At 41.0% G+C, this 18,625-nt stretch carries 18 protein-coding genes and 1 tRNA gene; 14 read left to right on the top strand and 5 right to left on the bottom strand.

Annotated elements, in window-relative coordinates; all coding sequences use genetic code 11:
- Window positions 1-146 precede the first annotated feature (146 nt).
- Window positions 147-701: a thymidine kinase gene (locus AS005_RS05130; RefSeq protein WP_101510635.1), complete on the top strand. Its 555-nt coding sequence runs from the start codon at window positions 147-149 to the stop codon at window positions 699-701.
- Here AS005_RS05130 and AS005_RS05125 read toward each other — a convergent pair.
- Entirely contained in the window at window positions 685-1,902 is a 1,218-nt protein-coding gene (locus AS005_RS05125; RefSeq protein WP_101510634.1) for a HAMP domain-containing sensor histidine kinase, read from the bottom strand. The genes AS005_RS05130 and AS005_RS05125 overlap by 17 nt on opposite strands.
- On the bottom strand, window positions 1,883-2,554 hold the full coding sequence (locus AS005_RS05120) for a response regulator transcription factor (protein ID WP_101510633.1): 672 nt from the start codon (window positions 2,552-2,554) through the stop codon (window positions 1,883-1,885). Before AS005_RS05120 ends, AS005_RS05125 begins: the two co-directional genes overlap by 20 nt.
- Before the next feature lie 173 nt (window positions 2,555-2,727).
- On the opposite strand from AS005_RS05120, the gene AS005_RS05115 reads away from it, so the two are divergent.
- From AS005_RS05115 to AS005_RS05090, 6 genes are all read left to right on the top strand, one after another.
- Window positions 2,728-2,801 (top strand) — tRNA-Gln (locus tag AS005_RS05115).
- Between the two features lie 221 nt (window positions 2,802-3,022).
- Window positions 3,023-4,156: a glutamine amidotransferase family protein gene (locus tag AS005_RS05110; RefSeq protein WP_101510632.1), complete on the top strand. Its 1,134-nt coding sequence runs from the start codon at window positions 3,023-3,025 to the stop codon at window positions 4,154-4,156.
- Window positions 4,149-5,672 (top strand): glutamate synthase-related protein, encoded by a 1,524-nt coding sequence (locus tag AS005_RS05105; protein WP_101510631.1) that lies wholly within the window; start codon window positions 4,149-4,151, stop codon window positions 5,670-5,672. Before AS005_RS05110 ends, AS005_RS05105 begins: the two co-directional genes overlap by 8 nt.
- A 5-nt stretch (window positions 5,673-5,677) precedes the next feature.
- A complete protein-coding gene (locus tag AS005_RS05100; protein WP_233186275.1) occupies window positions 5,678-6,124 on the top strand; it encodes a 4Fe-4S dicluster domain-containing protein in 447 nt (148 codons plus the stop codon).
- On the top strand, window positions 6,121-7,401 hold the full coding sequence (locus AS005_RS05095) for an NAD(P)/FAD-dependent oxidoreductase (protein ID WP_233186251.1): 1,281 nt from the start codon (window positions 6,121-6,123) through the stop codon (window positions 7,399-7,401). The genes AS005_RS05100 and AS005_RS05095 overlap by 4 nt, the downstream gene beginning before the upstream one ends.
- On the top strand, window positions 7,389-8,126 hold the full coding sequence (locus tag AS005_RS05090) for a hypothetical protein (RefSeq protein ID WP_101510629.1): 738 nt from the start codon (window positions 7,389-7,391) through the stop codon (window positions 8,124-8,126). Before AS005_RS05095 ends, AS005_RS05090 begins: the two co-directional genes overlap by 13 nt.
- 28 nt (window positions 8,127-8,154) lie before the next feature.
- Here the strand turns inward: AS005_RS05090 and AS005_RS05085 are convergent, their stop codons facing one another.
- Together AS005_RS05085 and AS005_RS05080 are read right to left on the bottom strand one after the other, a co-directional pair.
- Entirely contained in the window at window positions 8,155-9,270 is a 1,116-nt protein-coding gene (locus AS005_RS05085) for an ROK family transcriptional regulator (RefSeq protein ID WP_101510628.1), read from the bottom strand.
- A 4-nt stretch (window positions 9,271-9,274) separates the two neighbouring features.
- A complete protein-coding gene (locus AS005_RS05080; protein WP_101510627.1) occupies window positions 9,275-10,495 on the bottom strand; it encodes a glycosyltransferase in 1,221 nt (406 codons plus the stop codon).
- A gap of 127 nt (window positions 10,496-10,622) precedes the next feature.
- On the opposite strand from AS005_RS05080, the gene AS005_RS05075 reads away from it, so the two are divergent.
- The 4 genes from AS005_RS05075 to lpdA all read left to right on the top strand — a co-directional run bounded on the left by AS005_RS05075 (window position 10,623) and on the right by lpdA (window position 14,784).
- Window positions 10,623-11,579, top strand: coding sequence for an NAD(P)H-dependent glycerol-3-phosphate dehydrogenase (locus AS005_RS05075; RefSeq protein ID WP_101510626.1), 957 nt, complete (start codon window positions 10,623-10,625; stop codon window positions 11,577-11,579).
- A gap of 103 nt (window positions 11,580-11,682) precedes the next feature.
- Window positions 11,683-13,014, top strand: coding sequence for an FAD-dependent oxidoreductase (locus AS005_RS05070; protein WP_101510625.1), 1,332 nt, complete (start codon window positions 11,683-11,685; stop codon window positions 13,012-13,014).
- Between the two features lie 39 nt (window positions 13,015-13,053).
- Window positions 13,054-13,389, top strand: coding sequence for a carboxymuconolactone decarboxylase family protein (locus AS005_RS05065; protein ID WP_101510624.1), 336 nt, complete (start codon window positions 13,054-13,056; stop codon window positions 13,387-13,389).
- 45 nt (window positions 13,390-13,434) lie between these two features.
- Complete coding sequence (gene lpdA, locus AS005_RS05060) at window positions 13,435-14,784, top strand: dihydrolipoyl dehydrogenase (protein WP_101510623.1); 1,350 nt, start codon at window positions 13,435-13,437, stop codon at window positions 14,782-14,784.
- On the opposite strand, the gene AS005_RS05055 is transcribed toward lpdA, so the two are convergent.
- The gene (locus AS005_RS05055; RefSeq protein WP_101510999.1) at window positions 14,761-15,420 is read right to left on the bottom strand and encodes an endonuclease III domain-containing protein; all 660 of its coding nucleotides are present in this window, start codon (window positions 15,418-15,420) and stop codon (window positions 14,761-14,763) included. The two genes, lpdA and AS005_RS05055, sit on opposite strands and share 24 nt — an antisense overlap.
- A gap of 28 nt (window positions 15,421-15,448) precedes the next feature.
- On the opposite strand from AS005_RS05055, the gene AS005_RS05050 reads away from it, so the two are divergent.
- From AS005_RS05050 to AS005_RS05040, 3 genes are all read left to right on the top strand, one after another.
- On the top strand, window positions 15,449-15,949 hold the full coding sequence (locus AS005_RS05050) for a nitroreductase family protein (protein WP_101510622.1): 501 nt from the start codon (window positions 15,449-15,451) through the stop codon (window positions 15,947-15,949).
- 127 nt (window positions 15,950-16,076) lie between these two features.
- On the top strand, window positions 16,077-16,616 hold the full coding sequence (locus AS005_RS05045) for a 4Fe-4S cluster-binding domain-containing protein (RefSeq protein WP_101510621.1): 540 nt from the start codon (window positions 16,077-16,079) through the stop codon (window positions 16,614-16,616).
- The gene (locus tag AS005_RS05040; protein ID WP_101510620.1) at window positions 16,594-18,549 is read left to right on the top strand and encodes an anaerobic ribonucleoside-triphosphate reductase; all 1,956 of its coding nucleotides are present in this window, start codon (window positions 16,594-16,596) and stop codon (window positions 18,547-18,549) included. Before AS005_RS05045 ends, AS005_RS05040 begins: the two co-directional genes overlap by 23 nt.
- Window positions 18,550-18,625 lie beyond the last annotated feature (76 nt).

The following is an 18,625-nucleotide window of genomic DNA, read 5'->3' as shown; positions in this document are numbered from 1 at the left end:
TATCTATCTATTTAATTTAAAATATCGTCAAATTTTCTTTGGAGGAATTTTTGTATGCTTTAATGGTAACAATCATCATCACGAAAGTCAATTACGAGAATGTTTCGATCATATATATAGTGATATAATGCTCTAGGAGGGATTTTATGTCTGGAAAGCTGACAGTAATAACAGGTCCCATGTACTCTGGGAAAACAACAGAATTACTTTCCTTCATAGAAATATACCGACTAGGAAAGAAAAAGACGGCTGTTTTTAAGCCAAAAATTGATACAAGATATCATACAGTCAAGGTGGTTTCCCATTCGGGCAATGGTGTAGAGGCCCTTGCAATTGAAAATCCAAAGGAAATCCTAGAACATGTCGATCGAGAAACGAAAGGAGTTTTCATAGATGAGGTTCAATTTTTCGAAAAAGATCTTTTCCATGTGGTAAGAGAACTGTTGGATAGAAGCATTGATGTCTTCTGCGCAGGATTGGATCTTACACACAAACAAAATCCATTTGAAACAACCGCGCTGTTACTCAGTCTCGCAGATACGGTGATAAAGAAAAAGGCAGTATGTCACAGATGCGGTGAGTACAATGCAACCCTTACACTAAAAATTTCGGGGGGTGAAGAAGAGATAGACGTAGGAGGCCGGGAAAAGTACATATCGGTGTGTAGAAAGTGCTACAATTTTCTCAAAAAATCAGTTTGAAGATGCTTCCCTCACCTTCTTGACTCTCTAATATCACCTTTGCACCCAACTTTTGAGATAATTCCTTTACTATAGAAAGCCCCAGACCTGATCCCTCTGTATTTCTTGATATTCTATAGAATCTTTCGAATATCTTCTTTTGTTCTTTCTTCGGAATACCTGGGCCTGTATCTTTCACATAGATCGTTAGCTTACTGTCCTTGTAAGCTCCCACAGTAACTTTTCCTTTTTCTGTAAACTTTATGGCGTTGTCTATCAAATTCTCAAGAATGGTTCTCAGGGCATCTTTTTGAACTTCTAAATACAAGTTATCCGGACATTCAATTTCCAATGTTAGACCTTTCGTCTCCGCTTTCGGTTTGAATTCCTCTAAAATCTGTCTCAAAAGCGTTTTTACATTCACCACCTCTCTCATTTCACTTTTGAACGGTTCGCCACTCTTAGCCAAAAGAAGAAGCTGTTCTACTTGTTTTATCATCTTGTTCACGTGTTTTTCCATTGTAGAGAGTTTATCTTTTACCTTCTCTGGAAGATCTTTCTGGTATTTCAAGATGTCTAAGGTGGTCTTTAAAACCGTGAGAGGAGTCTTAAGTTCGTGAGAAGCATCCATAGAGAATCTTTTCAAACTTTCGTAGGCAATTTTTACAGGATTAAGAGCAAGTTTTGATATGAAATAGCCAAATATCCAAGCACCACTGGATGTGAAAACGAGAAGTAACAAGTACATGGAAACAAGTCTCTTTCTTCTTTCGATAAGATCAGACATATCTCTTCCCACTCTAAGAAAAATTGTAGTATCTCCAAGTTCGATCTTCTTAGTGAACACTCTGTAATTTCCTTCCGTCGAAAATCCTTCCTTTACTGGAGTCCCTGGTGCTTTTAGTTGTTCACCGACTTCGAGGAATACTTCACCAGAAGGAAAAACAAATTGAAATCCTTCCCCACGTGGGACAAAAACAGGATTCAATTCTCTCATCATCCGCAACATTCCCATCATTCCAGGTACCCTGAGTCTCTTTTCGATGAATTCTAATGTTCTCATGAGCTCTCCATCGAATTGCCTTGTGATCCTGTTTTTTTCGGCAACAAAAATGATTCCCGCTGCTATTGCCACAACGAGAAGTATGGAAAAGGTGAAAATGACAGTCCAGGTGAGATGTGTTTTTTTGAAAGCTTCTTTTTCATTCGTCACGAATGACATAACCGATTCCCCTTATAGTGTGAATTAATCTCCTCTTGAATCCTTTGTCCACTTTCTTTCTCAAATTTTTTATATGACTTCTTAAAACATCAGAGAAAAAAGTATCTTCAAGGCTCCACAAGTGTTCTTGAAGCTCTTCTTTTGTAACTACCCTGTTCTTGTTCATCATAAGGTATTCCAAGATTTGGTACTCTTTCCTTGTGAGATCTATTTCTTTTCCAGCTCTGAAAGCTTTCTTACTGATGGTATCCAACACGAGATCATCGCAAACAAGCTTTGTGTTCTTGTTCTCTGTTTTTCTTCGAATCAGGGCTTTCACTCTGGCAATTAGTTCTCTTAGATCAAAGGGTTTTGGAAGGTAATCATCTGCTCCCATGTTGAGACCCTTCACACGATACTCCACATCAGAAAGAGCTGTCAGCATCAGAATAGGTGTGTTGATACCTTTTTCCCTCATCGCTTTCAGTATTTCCCAGCCATCATGGACAGGTAACATAATGTCCAATATTACAACATCGAAGACTTCATTCAAAGCCATGTACATTCCTTCTTCTCCATCATAACAAACGTCAACTGTGAACATTTCTCTTCTCAACGCTTCTGCTATTAAGTCGGCAAGATCGCGCTCATCTTCGACCAAAAGGATTCTCACCTCTCACCCCTCCATGTATTTTGACTCAGTGGAATTTTACCAGTTTGAATGTAAAAAAAGCGTGTAAAATCGACATACCTTGCTTCTCTTGTTCTCGATTCGTATTTTCGAAAAGGCTCCTTATCTTTCTTGAAAGGCAGTTATTTTTGAGGTATAATTTAACACGCAAAAGTTGGGAGGTCGTCTAACGGTAGGACGGCGGACTCTGGATCCGCTGGTGGAGGTTCGAGTCCTCCCCTCCCAGCCAGTACAAGGGATGCAGTGGCATCCCTTGTTTTTTCTTCATAGACAGTTTTTATTTTTATGCGGTATTTTGAATAATTACAGGTGTTTTTCACAAATACCACCCACATTTCTCAATTGAAAAATTTATGCTACATTTCTTGCACAAACATATTTGATATGGTATAAATGTTATACACAAGATTTTATATTCATGCTTTTTCCATCCTTCAGGAGGTGAATGTCTTGCCTTATGACCTCCCGCATTTGTTACCTGATAAGGATTTCAGGGTACCATCTGCGTGCGGTATATCTGGAATTATGAACACATCCGGTAAAAGATTCAGCGGCAGCATCATAATCGAATCGATGGCACTCATGAGGGAAAGAGGAAACGGTCTTGGTGCGGGTTACGCTGCTTATGGAATTTATCCGGAGCTGAGAGACTTTTACTGTTTTCATATGCTCTACAATAGCAATCTCGATAAAAAAAACACTGAAGAATACATAAAAGATCATTACGAAATCATCGAAAGTGAACCTATCCCCACTAGAAAAAATCCCCATATCAAAGAAGTTCACATTCTATGGCGATACTTTTTGAAGCCAAAGGATATTCCTGAGGACAGAACAGAAGAAGATTACGTGGTTGACACCGTTATGTTCATAAACGAAAAAATGAACGGGGCTTTTGTGATGTCCAGTGGAAAGAACATGGGAGTGTTTAAAGGGGTCGGTTTTCCAGAGGATATAGGAGACTTTTACAGAATAGACGAGTACAAAGGATACATTTGGACTGCACACAACAGGTTTCCAACGAACACGGTTGGATGGTGGGGAGGAGCACATCCTTTTGGCATTTTAGACTGGACGGTTGTACACAATGGGGAGATTTCTTCTTACGGCATAAATAGGAGATTCCTAGAGGCTTATGGCTACAAATGTACCCTCATGACGGATACGGAAGTTGTTGCTTACCTTGTTGATCTCTTTATGAGGAGATTTGGATACAGTCCTCAACTTACCGCCAAAATACTTGCAGCCCCCTTATGGAAAGATATAGATCTCATGCCTGAAGAAGAAAAAAAGCTATACACTGCATTGAGAATGAACTATGGAGGAGCTCTTCTCAACGGGCCTTTTGCCATAATTGTTGCGAACAATAACATGATGATGGGATTAAACGACAGGATAAAACTTAGACCTTTAGTCGCTGCAACAAAGAACGACTTTTTGTACATAGCTTCGGAGGAGTCCGCTATAAGGATTATTTGTCCGAATCCTGATGAAGTTTGGACTCCCAAAGCTGGTGAACCCGTAATTGGAACTCTGAAGTCTGAAGAAAAAGTTCGGATGGTATTGGAGGGAGAAAATGGCTAAGAGAAAAGTCCCAGCGGAATTCGTTGTGGAACGTGACGATTACAAGTGTATAAGGTGTCTCGCATGTGTTAGAGTGTGTTCCTATGGAGCTAACTATTACGATGAAAACGCCAACAAAGTTTATACAGAAAACTATAAATGTGTTGGATGTCATTTCTGTGAAGCTATCTGTCCAACTGAAGCGATAACTATTAAAAGAAATAACTTTGACATCAAGCCGCTCGCTCATTGGACTCCGGAACACCTGATAGGAATTATGAAACAAGCAGACACTGGCGGGGTTCTTCTAACTAGCATGGGAAACGACAGACCATACTTCAGTTATTTTGACAGAATTGTTCTCAACGCAAGCCAAGTGACCAATCCTTCCATAGATCCCCTCAGAGAACCCATGGAAATCAGAACCTATATAGGAAGAAAAGAATCGAAATTGGAGATAGAAGAAGAGGAAGAAGGTAACGTGAAGCTCAAGACAGAAATAGCACCCCAACTGAAGCTCGAAGTCCCAGTGATGTTCACAGCCATGTCTTATGGTTCCATCAGCTTGAACGCTCTTTTGTCCCTTGCGAGAGCTGCAAGAACGGTGGGGACGTTTTTCAACACAGGTGAAGGAGGTTTACCAAAGGAACTCAGAGAATTCAAAGACAACATGATTGTACAAGTTGCCTCAGGTAGGTTCGGTGTGAGTGCAGACTACTTGAACGCAGGATCCGCTGTCGAAATAAAGATCGGGCAAGGAGCAAAACCGGGTATCGGAGGCCATCTTCCAGGTGAGAAAGTCACAGAACCTATCTCGGAAACCAGGATGATACCTGTTGGAACAGACGCGCTGTCTCCTGCTCCTCATCACGATATTTACTCCATAGAGGATTTGAGACAACTCATATACGCCATAAAAGAAGCAACAAGGTACGAAAAACCAGTTGGCGTCAAAATAGCCGCCGTCCACAACGTTGCTCCGATAGCTGCTGGTATGGTTAGAGCGGGGGCGGATTATATAGTCATAGACGGTATCCGTGGTGGAACAGGAGCTGCTCCCAAGATAACGAGAGACCATGTTGGAATACCTATAGAGTTCGCCATAGCCGTTGTAGATCAGAGATTGAGAGAAGAGGGTATCAGACACATGGCTTCTATTGTCGTTGCAGGAGGAATAAGAAACAGCGCAGATGTCATAAAAGCGATTGCTCTTGGAGCGGATGCGGTTTACATTGGTACGGCTGCTTTGGTAGCTCTCGGTTGTCACCTTTGCCAAACATGTTATCTGGGGAAATGTAATTGGGGAATCGCAACACAAGATCCCAAACTTACGAAGAGGCTAAATCCAGAGATAGGTGCAAGAAGGGCAGCAAATTTGCTGAGAGCTTGGGCACATGAAATAAAAGAAATTTTAGGTGGTATGGGAATAAACGCTATTGAGTCTCTCAGAGGCAACAGAGAAGCTCTCAGAGGTATCGGACTCCACGAATACGAATTGAAACTTCTCGGTATAAAACCTGCAGGAGAGGCGTGGTGAGAATAATGAAAAGAATACTCATCAGAGAAGAATATTGTATGGGGTGTAAACTCTGTGAAATAAATTGTGTGGCCGCACAAGTGGGAACGGAGAATCTCATAAAGGTTTACAGATATATCCCCGACCTTCCAGAGCCAAACGTGATCGTTGAAGAACACGACTACATTACCTTCGCTCTTCAGTGTAGAAACTGTGACGACCCTTCGTGTTTGAAAGCTTGTATGACGGGAGCGATGTACAGAGATAAGCAAACTGGGGCTATAAAGGTGAATCAAGAAAAATGTGTGGGATGTTGGATGTGCGTGATGGCTTGCCCGTTTGGTGCTGTTAGAAGAGATACAAAAAAGAAAAAAGTTGCTTCAAAGTGCGATTTGTGTACTGACAGAGGAAATCCTGCTTGTGTTGAGGGATGCCCAAATGAGGCACTTGTGTTGGTTGAGGTGAGAGAATGATGAGATATGTAATAGTAGGATCAGGACCTGCCGGGCTGAACGCGATAGAAGCGATTAGAGAACTCGATAAAGACAGCGAGATACTTCTCATCACCGCCGAAAAGTATGTTGGTTATTCAAGACCTCTCATAACTTATCTTCTAGGTAGAAAGGTAACGGAAGAAAAAATGTATTACAGAACTGAGGAATTTTTAAGGGATTTGGGTGTTGATATAAAACCCGCCACAAGAGTAAAGAAGGTTGTCCCGGAGAAAAAAATTGTTGTAACACAAGATGGGCAGGAATTCGCGTACGATAAGCTGCTTCTTGCTGTCGGCGGGAAACCGTTTGTTCCAAAAATAGAGGGTCTTGAGGGAAAGGAAGGTATATTCACTTTTACCACCTGGGAAGATGAGGAAAAGGTGGAAAAGTACATAAAAGAAAACAATATTAAAGAGGCGATCGTACTTGGAGGAGGTTTGATAGGACTTAAGACAACAGAAGCGTTGATGGAACTCGGAGTGAAAGTTACTATTGTTGAGCTAGCAGACAGAATTCTCTCCGTAACATTTGATAGGAAAGCCTCCGAAATTATCATGAACGCCTTGAAAAAAGTGGGATGTGATGTTATAACGAACGATACTATCGAATCTGTAAAAGGCAACGATAAAATCTCTTCCGTCATTCTGAAAAGCGGCAAGGAAATACCAACAAAACTTTTAATAATCGCGATCGGTGTGAGACCAAACGTGGATTTTTTGAAAAGCTCAGGTATAGAAATAAACAGAGGAATAGTCGTCAACGAAAAGATGGAAACGAATGTGAAAGACATCTACGCAGCAGGAGATTGTACTGAATTTTACGATTTAATAGACGGTCAAAGGAAAACTATTGCAATTTGGCCTGTAGCAGTTGCACAAGGAAGAGTAGCGGGATACAACATGGCAGGAGGAAATGTGAGATACCCTGGTGGAATACCGATGAACTCTGTCGAACTTGCAGGTATTCCTACCATTTCTGTTGGGCATACCAATGTAGAAGGAGAAGAGTACGAAGTCCTTACTTATGAAGACGAAAACACTTACAAAAAGATGGTACTGAAAGGTGACAGACTTGTTGGAGCTGTGCTCGTCAACGATATAGACAGAGCGGGAATCTACACAGGCCTCATCCTTCAAAAACTTGATGTATCTTCTTTTAAAGACAAACTCCTCGATGAGAATTTCGGCCTTGTCTATTTACCAAAGGAGTTCAGGAAGAAAATGTTGGAGGGGGAAGTAAAAATATGGTTAGAATAGATGCGAAAGGAGTCCACTACAAAAAACTCAATGATATCATATGGGAAAGTGTGGAAAATGGGGAAACGGAGGTAATAATCGATAACGTTTGTGGTCAAAGGTACATCGGAGCAGGAATGAGAAAAAAGGTGAAAATAGAGATAAACGGAGTTCCAGGAAACGATTTGGGGGTTTTCATGGATGGTCCAGAAATTGTTGTGAATGGAAATGCCCAAGATGGAGTAGGAAACACAATGAACAATGGAAGAATTGTTATTCACGGACACGGAGGAGACATCATCGGATACGCTATGAGGGGCGGACACATATACGTGAAGAGAAACGTGGGGTATCGAGTGGGAATACACATGAAGGCTTACAGGGAGAACTATCCTGTAATAGTAGTAGGTGGATTCGCTCGAGATTTTCTTGGAGAGTACATGGCAGGTGGGCTTTTAATAGTTCTCGGACTCGAAAGAGATGAAGATGGTAGCATTGCTGGAAACTACGTGGGAACGGGTATGCACGGTGGAGAGATATTTCTACGAGGGACAATAGAAGAGCACAAACTAGGAAAAGAAGTGAAAATTTTCGAACCTACCGAGGAAGACATGGGACGTGTTAGACCTTACATAGAAGAATTTTGTAAACTCTTCGATTACGATCTTGAAGAAGTTTTGAGTGAAGAGTTCGTTCTTTTGAAACCTTACACTCATAGACCGTACGGTAGACTCTACGCGTATTAAAAACACTCCCGGCAAACGCCGGGAGTTGTCATTCCACAATAGAAAAAAGATAATGTTTTACTACTGCCCGAGCCGCACCGAGCATCCAATCAAGGTCCGCCATAGTAAATTCCACATCCCCTATGAATTCAGAAATGAATCGTTTTCTTACATACTTTTCGAGAAGCTTCACCATATCTTCGTTAACCAAACCTTCTCCAACGAAAAACACTTTTGCCGGTCTCAACATCATCAAAACGTTCCCTAAAACAATGGAGAAACTTTGAAATGCCTTCTCATAATGCCTCTTAACGGATTCGAAATCTTCTCTAGCAGTTTTCCTCAAGCTTTCAATGATTTTTCGATATTTTTCCTCCTCATTTTCCACAAAATCCTGGAAATCTATGTCTGTATTTAAATATGACTTCAAGACAGCGTATTCTGAGGAATGATATTCCAGACATCCTGTTTGCCCACAATAACATTTTCCTTCGGAAGAAACGATGGTATGTCCGAGTTCCACGTGGTGAACTTTTCCGTTACTCCAAAAACTTGCCCCTATTCCCGTTCCATAACTAACAACGAGAAAATCTGAGTTCATCCCTTGAGAAATTTGATAACATAAAACATCTACATCATTCATGAGAATGAGATTATTCACTTCTTTTAAAACTTCCCTCACATCCCAGTTTTTCACACCCATAAGATGGGACACCACAACCTCGCTTTCCTCAACTATTCCCGAAGAACAAACACCTACCCCCAGCACATCATCAGCGATCAAATGCTGAACCACTTCTTTCAGAGCAGCGGTGTATCCATCTTTGTTTCTCATCGTAGAAAATATTCTTCTAGCATACTTCCTCAACGGATTCAGTGAGGCATCAAAAAGAGTTCCACGTACTTCTTCTCGCCCAACTTTCACACCGATCAACGAGAATCTTTTGGGATTTATCCTCAACATTTGATACGGTCTTCCTCTTTTCGTTTTGATCTCCTCAATGATCAAGAACCCTTCTTCTGCCAATTCCCGCACAATATAACTGAGGGTACTGTGAGCAACCCCTACTTTACTCACGAGTTGGTCTCTTGTGACTCTACTGTGGTCGAAAACATATTCAAGTACCTTGACTTTGTTTTCCTTTCTCAGTAGATGAGATGGCAAGATATCACCTCATGATTTCTAAAAACATTCTAAGGTAGTTCTCCAAGTGAACGGTGATGATAAAATTATCCACTACCGTTTTCTTACCATTCTCTCCCAGTTCCTTTCTCAATCTTTCATCTTTCAAAAGTTTCTTCACGTAATCTGCTAACTCCTCTTTCGTCCATGCAAGGTATCCGTTCTCTCCATGTTTTACCTGAATTTTAACGCCCCCGACCGGTCTAGCGACAACTGGAACTTTTTTGTAAAGTGCTTCACTTATCACAAGTCCAAAACCCTCCCTTGTCGCCGTGTGAAGAGCTACTGTTGCCGATCTTTGGATAGCGTTTACTTCCTTGTTACCAACACCTTTAAGATTCGTGCAGAATTTTACATCATCATCCATACCAGTGTATCTAAGCACTTTTTCGAAGAAAATCCATCCTTCTGGGTCGTCCGTGGCCATGGCCGAAACGATTGCAAGCTGGACCTCAGGTATATCTTTTTTCACCAACCTATAAACGTCTATCGCACTGAAGAGATCTTTCCATGGATCAAACCTTGCCACAACCGTTATGAGAGGCTTATTGGGATCTATCTCGAATCTTTCAAGTGTCTTCTTTATAAACTGTTCGTCCAATTCACAGTTTTTTTCACTCAATGGGTCTATACTCGGAGGAAATGCCGTACTTTTTTCTTCCCAACCTTTCGGGAAATACTCTTTCAAATGGAAAACGAGTCTATCGTATCCTGTAAGATAACGTGAAAACCTCTTCCAAACCTCCAAGTTCGGCGTTGAAAGATCTATATGGCACCTCCAAACCCACTTTTTATCTACTCCGCCCACGTAGTTTCTCACCGCAGCAGGTTGCGGATCGTGGATGACAACTATTTCTTCATCTTTTATCAATTTCGAGTTAGCTTTACAAACTCGATCATAAAGATCCCATTCTTCTTCTGAAATTTCTACGTCCGCTCCCTGGAGAGTATTGTGAAACTTCTTAGTAACATTGAAGAACCCATCCGGTGCTTCCAAAACCCTCCATTTTGCATCCAACCCTACAGATCTCATGAGAGGAACGAGATTGTGAAGTATTTCTGCAACACCACCACCGTATGCTGTCGCATTCACATGGAGTATTTTCACTCCCTTCAGAGGTTTTGCAAGTTCCTTGATCTCGTCCACTTTCTCTCCAATCACCTTTCTGTAGTCTTCTATGTTTTTTATCCCAAGATTCACTTCCATGAAGATTCCCTCCTTTTTTCGTAACATGAATTAATACGTTTTTAATCATACCACACTCAAAAAAATTTTCAAAACATTTCCCTCAAACCTTCAGAACGTATAATTTAGTAAAAAAGGGGGTTTAAAGGTGAGATTCTTTGTTCTTGGTGCTGGAAGTTGGGGAACCGTTTTCGCCCAGATGTTGAAAGACAACGGGGAAAACGTGATCCTTTGGGCAAGAAGAAAAGAAGTCGCTGACTACATTAACTCTTCGCACACGAGTCCTTATACCGAAGGAATGAAAGTCTCAGTTGAAGCAACAAACAAATTGAACAACCTTAGCAGTTCAGATATCCTCGTAATAGCTCTTCCTGTTCAACATGTTAGAGAAATACTTTTGAAACTCCCAAGAAAGCCAAAGATGGTTTTGAATCTTTCAAAAGGGATAGAGATTAACACAGGGAAAAGAATTTCCGAAATTGTCAAAGATACGCTGAATTGTCCGTACGCGGTTCTCTCAGGACCCTCTCATGCTGAAGAAGTGGCAAGGAAACTCCCTACAGCTGTCACACTCGCTGGAGCAAACGCAAAGGAACTTCAAAAGAGGATTTCTAACGATTATTTTAGGGTTTACACTTGCACCGACGTAGTAGGTGTGGAAATTGCCGGAGCTCTGAAAAACGTCATAGCAATAGCAGCGGGTATTCTTGATGGTCTTGGGGGATGGGATAACGCAAAAGCGGCTCTTGAAACACGAGGGATATATGAAATTGCAAAATTCGGCATCCACTTTGGAGCAAAACAAACTACGTTTATGGGACTCGCTGGAATAGGTGATCTGATGGTTACTTGTAACAGCAGATACAGCAGAAATAGACGATTCGGTGAACTGATAGCGAAGGGTTTTGAACCTTTGAAACTTCTAGAGAGTTCCCATCAAGTTGTAGAAGGTGCTTTCACAGTGAAAGCTGTTCTGAAAATCGCAAAAGAGTTAAAACTGGAAATGCCCATTTCCGAAGAAGTTTACCACATTGTCTATGAAAGAAAGTCGCCAATCCAGTCTATGAGAGACCTCATGAGAAGAAGCTTGAAAGATGAATTCTGAGACTATTGGAGCACATTTTTCTACTTATATTGTTGAAATTGAATCTTTAAAGTGGTAGAATTACAATGGGATTGTGAATTTTTTCTCTTTAGGAGGTGAAAGTATGAAGTACGATGTAGTAATTGTAGGAGGCGGGCCAGCTGGTCTCGTCGCTGCGTTCACCGCCAAGAGGTTCTATAAAGACAAAAAAATTCTCGTGGTGAAGAGAACAGAAAAAGAGATGGTACCATGTGGAATTCCTTACATATTCTATACCCTTGGAGGTGTTGAAAAGGATTACATGGGAATAGAAGAACGTTTCAAAAGTGCTGGAATAGATCTTATGATAGACGAGGTTGTAGGCGGCGATACTGATCAGAAAAAAATCACTACGAAAGATGGGAAAGAGGTTTACTACGACAAATTGATCATAGCAACAGGATCTTCCCCAAGAATTCCGAAGATCCCTGGTGTTGATTTAGAAGGTGTCTTCACAGTTCCAAAAACCGCCGACTACTTGAAAAAGCTCTTTGAAAAAGTTAAAGAAGCAAAAAACGTGGTGATCGTTGGTGGAGGATTCATAGGAGTGGAAGTTGCAGACGAACTGAAAAAGACGGGGAAGAATGTTACCTTGGTAGAGATCATGGATAGTCTTCTCCCTATCTCTTTCGATCCCGACTTTGGGGAGCTAGCAAGACAAGAAATAGAAGCGGAGAATCTGAAAGTTCTGACAGGAAGAAAAATTGTGGAAATACTCGGTTCAACAAAAGTTGAAGGAGTGAAATTGGACAACGAAGAAACTATTCCTGCAGATGTGGTTGTACTGGCGACAGGTTACAAGCCAAATTCTGAACTTGCAAACAAACTTGGGTTGAAAGTCACAGACCTCGGATTCATAGAAACCGACGAGTACATGAGAACATCGGCAACCGATGTTTTTGCAGCGGGAGACTGCGTACAACACAAAGATTTCTTGACTGGAAAACCCTCCAGACTCATGCTCGCTTCTGCTGCTGTTTTCGATGCAAGAATAGCCGCCTCGAACTTGTACGGATTGAAGGTAATCAGAACGAACAAAGGATCGTTGAACGCCTATTCGACGGTAATTGGGAGCAAAGCATTTGGTTCTGTAGGAATAACCGAGAGGGTAGCAAAAGAAGAAGGATTCGAGATTATCGTCGGTAAAGCAGAAGCGCCAGATAGGCACCCTGGAAAGTTTGAGGATACCACTAAGCTCATCGTGAAACTTATATTCTCTGAAGACAGCAAAATACTTCTTGGAGCACAGGTATGCGGTGGAAAGAGTGTAGGAGAAATTGTAAATATACTTAGCCTTGGAATTCAAAAAGGAATAACAGCAAACGATCTCTTCACAATGCAAATAGGCACTCACCCGCTTCTCACTGCAGCGCCGACAGTCTACCCGTTGGCGAAGGCTGCGGAAATGGTTTTATAACATCTAGTGACAATTTTCTCAAATTGGGAGGTGTTACAAATGGCGAGCAAGGAAAAACTCGAAGAAATCAGAAAACAGCTTCAAGAGTTGATCGGAAAAGCTTCTGAAATCGGTAAATTTGCAGAATATGTTCACGCAGCTGAAAGCCCAAAAACTCTCGACACAAAAACAAAAGAACTTATCTCACTTGGAATAGCTATCGCAGTAAGATGTGAACCCTGCATAATTTGGCATACAGAAGCTGCTGTGAAAGCCGGGGCAACAGAAGAAGAAATTTTAGACGTGATAAAGGTCGCTGTTTGTATGGGAGGAGGTCCTGCGTTAATGTACAGTTTGAGAGCTTACGAAATCGCCATGGAGTTCCTTGGAAAATAACACCTCCCCTCCCAGTTGGGAGGGGATTTTTTAGGAGGGAACGATATGTACGACGCTGTCATCATAGGTGGAGGACCCGGAGGATACGTCTGTGGAATAAAGTTAGCACAACTCGGCAAGAAGGTCGCCTTAGTGGAAAAGGAAGCTCTTGGAGGAACATGCACAAATAAGGGATGTATTCCCACAAAAGCGATGCTCACGGTTTCACATTTGATGATCGAAATAAAGGAAAAAGCATTGAAGTACGGTTTGAGAATCACAGGAATCGACTATGATGTTTCCAGTATAATGAAGCATGTTGAAAAAAGTGTAATGCTCTCCAGAAAAGGAATAGAGTATCTTATGAAAAAGAACGGTATAGATGTTTACAAAGGAACGGGGATAATAGAAAATAGGAACACCGTTGTTTTGAAAGAAACAGGTGAGAAATTGGAGACCAAAAATCTTGTTTTGGCACACGGATCTGTTCCATCAGTGTTCCCTCCTTTTGAAACGGAAGGAGTTTGGACGAGTGATGATGTTTTCAAGATGAAAGAATTTCCCAAGTCAATTGTTATAGTTGGTGGAGGAGTTATCGGAATAGAATTTGCGACATTTTTCAGCAGCTTTGACGTGGACGTAACGATCGTAGAGATAGCAGACCACATTCTCCCTTACGAAGATTCAGACGTTGCAGAAGAGGTGAAAAAGTCTTTGAAAAGAAGAGGTGTGAAAATTCTTGAAAAGACAAAGATCTCTTCTCTAAAAAAATTTGAAGATGGCTTTGAAATACTTCTCGAAACAGGAGAGTCCTTAAAAGCGGAACGTGTTCTCCTTGCAACTGGAAGACAACCAAACATCCCTGAAGATGTGAAAGCACTTGGCATTAAGATAGACAGAGGAGTGGTGACAGACAAAAAGATGAGAACAAACATAGAAAATGTTTACGCGATAGGAGATATCAGAGGAGATATCATGCTTGCACACGTAGCCATGTATGAGGGAATCGTGGCTGCGGAAAATATCGCAGGGGTAGAAAACGAAATGGATTATTCCGCCGTACCCAACATCATCTTTTCTTCGCCAGAGATAGCATCTGTTGGTTTAAAGGAAAAGAATGTGAAACCTGAAGATGTAGTGATCTCTAAATTTCCTGTTTCCGCAAATGGAAGGGCAAGGACAATGTTGGAAAACATCGGATTCGTGAAAATCATAGCAGAAAAGAAAAGTGGTGTTCTTCTTGGAATGAGTATCGTTTCACCATACGCGACTGATATGATCATGGAAGGAGTCATTGCTGTAAAATACAGAATGAAAGCAAAAGATCTCGAAAAAGCTATACATCCTCACCCCACTCTGTCTGAAACCATACTTGGAGCTTTGGAAGGCGTGTCAGGTAGACCGATTCATCTGTGAAAAATAACAATCTCCGTTTAAAGGACATTTGTCACACTTTGGGTTTTTTGTACAGAACTTTTTGGCGTGTTCCACAATAAGTCCGTGCAGTTCCTGATACAAAGAGGTATTGGGAGGATAGTACGTCATAAAAAGTTGCTGGATCTCGTCGTAATCACAAATCTTTATGTTGAAAATTCTTTCTAGAATTCTCTTTGTATAGCTGTCAACAACGAAAACAGGCTTTTCCAATGCATACAACAAAATGGCATCGGCTGTTTCTTTGCCGATGCCTTTTATTTTCAGCAGTGATTCTCGTAAAATATTTGTTGGCACCTTTTCGAGGAGACCCAAATTGTAATCGTAACTTTTCAAAAATTCTAATAGTGACTTCAATCTATTCGCTTTCACATTGAAAAAACCAGCAGGTTTTATGAGATCAGCGATCTCTTCAACGGGCATGGAGTTCAACTCTTTCAGAATATTGTTTTCATTGATTCGCTTTTTTACGTTGTTCATAGCACGCTCAACGTTTTTCCAGTTTGTATTCTGGGTTAGAATGGCTGTTATCACTATCTCTTCGGGCGTTCCAGGCCACCATTTACCAACGGAACCGTGAATCGATTTTAACTTTTTGTAAAGCTCGTTCAACTTCATACTTAAAATTATACCGGGGGTGAACATGATGAGTATCATTTACAAAAGAAGAAGTATCAGAAAATACCAGAAAAAGGATGTCCCTGACGAATTAGTAATCGAGTTGATACGAGCAGCTATGCATGCGCCATCCGCGTGCAATCAACAACCATGGCACTTTGTTGTGATTCGTGACGAGAGGACAAAAAGGAAAATAGCGGAACTCCATCCGTATGCGAAAATGGCTGCAGAAGCTCCCGTTGTGATTCTTGTTTGTGGGGATCCCACCCTTGAAGAATGTAAAGGTTTCTGGGTACAAGATTGTTCCGCCGCAGTGGAAAATCTGCTTTTGAGAGCAGCAGAGCTTGGTATCGGTACCGTCTGGTGTGGTGTGTATCCCAATAAAGAAAGAGTGAAAAACTTCAGAAAACTTCTCGAAATACCAGAACACGTTATACCGTTCGCTCTTGTCCCTGTGGGATATCCAGCCGAGCATCCTGAACCAGAGGACAGATTCAAACCCGAAAGAATACATTATGAAAAATGGTGAAAAACATTAACATACTCTTCCAGTGTTTTAGAATCTCCATCAACAATTTATTGATATGTAACTCATAGTACCACAATATATTGTGGTATAATCTTGTTGGAACTCATCGAGAGAGGGGGTTTTCCCATTGTACATAAACAGAATCGGTACATTCAGAGATCATCCAGATCTCCTTGGGGTATCTGTCTACTTTCAAGGGTGCGATGCCGAACCAAAGTGCTACATGTGTCATAACCCAGAGACATGGCTTGTTTCTGAAGAGTACAAGAGAGATCCAGAAAAGACGCTAAAAATAATCAATGAGAAGATATCCAATCTCTTGACACACTTTCCAAAAGTCTCTTTGGCACTGCTTGGGGGAGAGCCTTTGGCACCAAACAACCGAAAAGATGTTCTTCTCCTATCAAAACATTTCAAAGAAAAGTACGGATCCAGACTTGTGATTCTTCTTTTCAGTTGGAGAACACCAAAAGACATTGTGAGGGAGAGACTACTAGAATACGTTCAATACGTTGATGAATTCGTTCTCGGAAGGTATCTTCACAAGTATCATCAGGATGGTTTTCCAGCCTCTAAGAACCAACTTCATATTGACAGAGAAACTTTTGAAAAGATGGTAAACGTTATCAAAAGGAGGGAGCATCGTGATAGTTCGATATTCATTTGAGAATGATTTCGAAAATTTGCTGAACAGTCTTATTTCCAAATACGGTCACGAAATGTTTCAATTGGACGGCCTAGGGGATCAACTCGATGTGGTAAAGTTCACGGAAGAATTCGTAAAAAGGGGTATCATAGAATCCACCATCGATACCAACGCAAATGTGAGGGTAACCAATATAAGTACTTACTTCATTGAGATTTCCAAGCCTCACACTTATCTGTATTCACTTTATAGAATCTGGCAGAAGATGAAAGAAATGTTCGGAAAAGAATATGCCGATGAATTCATTGAGTCTCAGATAAACGGTGCTATTTACCTTCATGATAGACACCACGCTGCTCTCATGCCTTATTGTTTCGCTTACACTTTGAAACCGATTGTTGAGAGAGGACTTCCTTTCATAAAGACCATAAAATCAGAACCCGCCAAACACCTTTCTACATTTATACAACATGTAATCCAATTCGTAATGTTTGCATCCAATCAAAGCTCCGGTGCAGTTGGATTACCAGACTTTTTTGTGTGGATGTGGTATTACATTAAAAAGGATTTAGAGGAAGGTATCATTCCTCCTGAAAAGCTCAACTGGTATATAGAACAGCACTTTCAAATACTCACATATTCACTCAACCAACCCATCAGAACAACACAATCTCCTTACACAAATTTCACTTATCTCGATAGGAATTACATAAAGGCCATTTTCGATGGAGAGTACTATCCCGATGGCACCTTAATAACCGACCACGTGGAAGACATAATAAGACTTCAAAAACACTACTGGGAATGGGTTTCTAAAGAAAGAGAAAGGCAGATGTTCACCTTCCCCGTTCTCACTGCAAGTTTGCTTTACAAAGATGGAAAATTTTTGGACGAAGATAGCGCCCGCTTCATAAACAGAATCAATATGAAATGGCAAGATACAAATTGGTACATTTCCGATTCAATCGATGCGGTTGCCTCGTGTTGCAGACTTACTTCCTCCACTCGGACGTTGAAAAAGTTCTCACTTTCAAATGAAGAAGATACAAAACTGAAAGGGAGAATGAACTCCATAGGTGGTTCAGATTTGAATATAGGTTCGTTCAAAGTTATAACAATAAACTTACCAAGGATAGCGTTAGAAAGCAATGGTGATAAAGAAAGATTCGTCCACATTTTGAAACATAGAGTACAGCTCGTAAAGAAAGCACTTTCAGCGGTTAGAGAGATCATAAAAGAAAGAATTTCTGAGGGGCTTCTACCCCTTTACGAAAATGAACTCATGTTGTTGAACAGGCAATACGGTACGATAGGAATTACAGGAGTTTGGGAGAGTGCTTCCATAATGGATATGACAGAAGAAGACGTCGATGGACTAAAGTATACAGAAGAAGGTGAAAAGTTCGTGGATACCATGTTGGAACTCATAAGGGAAGAAGCAGAAAAAGGATACGAAGAGTACGGATTCACATTCAACATAGAACAGGTTCCCGCAGAAAAGGCCGCAGTAACACTCGCTCTCAAAGATAGGTTCATATTCGGAAAAAGACAGCCTTTCGAGATTTACTCCAATCAGTGGATACCTCTAGCTGCAAACACAGACGTTTTAAACAGAATCAGATACTCTGGAAAATGGGATAAGAAAGTGAGCGGTGGTGCCATATTACATATAAATCTTGGAGAACCGTTCAAAACTGAAGAGGAATCGTTCAACATGGTGAAAATGATAGCAGACATGGGAGTAATGTACTTTGCTTTCAACACAAAGATCAGTGTATGTGAACAAAATCATGCGTTCTACGGAAATAGATGTCCTGTTTGTGGAAAACCGAAAGTAGATGAATACATGAGGATAGTAGGTTATCTTGTTCCTGTATCAGCGTTTAACAAAGAAAGAAGAGAAATCGAATACCCAAAGAGACAATTCTACAGCTCAACGGCTATAAGAAGATGAATCACCCCGCTCAATGCGGGGTTCTTTTATGGTACAATGATCGTTGAGAATTAGTTTTAGCTTAGCTAGGAGGGAA

The sequence above is a fragment of the Thermotoga sp. KOL6 genome (assembly GCF_002866025.1).
Taxonomy (GTDB): domain Bacteria; phylum Thermotogota; class Thermotogae; order Thermotogales; family Thermotogaceae; genus Thermotoga.
This window is presented reverse-complemented; position numbering and strand designations above follow the sequence as displayed.

What these genes read in the sequence shown, in the direction of transcription:
- AS005_RS05105 (WP_101510631.1), top strand. Translation starts at nt 4,149, where the DNA reads ATGGCTAAGAGAAAAGTCCCAGCGGAATTCGTTGTGGAACGTGACGAT.
- AS005_RS05050 (WP_101510622.1), top strand. Translation starts at nt 15,449, where the DNA reads ATGAGTATCATTTACAAAAGAAGAAGTATCAGAAAATACCAGAAAAAG.
- AS005_RS05125 (WP_101510634.1), bottom strand. Translation starts at nt 1,902, where the DNA reads ATGTCATTCGTGACGAATGAAAAAGAAGCTTTCAAAAAAACACATCTC.
- AS005_RS05090 (WP_101510629.1), top strand. Translation starts at nt 7,389, where the DNA reads ATGGTTAGAATAGATGCGAAAGGAGTCCACTACAAAAAACTCAATGAT.
- AS005_RS05100 (WP_233186275.1), top strand. Translation starts at nt 5,678, where the DNA reads ATGAAAAGAATACTCATCAGAGAAGAATATTGTATGGGGTGTAAACTC.
- AS005_RS05070 (WP_101510625.1), top strand. Translation starts at nt 11,683, where the DNA reads ATGAAGTACGATGTAGTAATTGTAGGAGGCGGGCCAGCTGGTCTCGTC.
- lpdA (WP_101510623.1), top strand. Translation starts at nt 13,435, where the DNA reads ATGTACGACGCTGTCATCATAGGTGGAGGACCCGGAGGATACGTCTGT.
- AS005_RS05095 (WP_233186251.1), top strand. Translation starts at nt 6,121, where the DNA reads ATGATGAGATATGTAATAGTAGGATCAGGACCTGCCGGGCTGAACGCG.
- AS005_RS05065 (WP_101510624.1), top strand. Translation starts at nt 13,054, where the DNA reads ATGGCGAGCAAGGAAAAACTCGAAGAAATCAGAAAACAGCTTCAAGAG.
- AS005_RS05080 (WP_101510627.1), bottom strand. Translation starts at nt 10,495, where the DNA reads ATGGAAGTGAATCTTGGGATAAAAAACATAGAAGACTACAGAAAGGTG.
- AS005_RS05130 (WP_101510635.1), top strand. Translation starts at nt 147, where the DNA reads ATGTCTGGAAAGCTGACAGTAATAACAGGTCCCATGTACTCTGGGAAA.
- AS005_RS05055 (WP_101510999.1), bottom strand. Translation starts at nt 15,420, where the DNA reads ATGAAGTTGAACGAGCTTTACAAAAAGTTAAAATCGATTCACGGTTCC.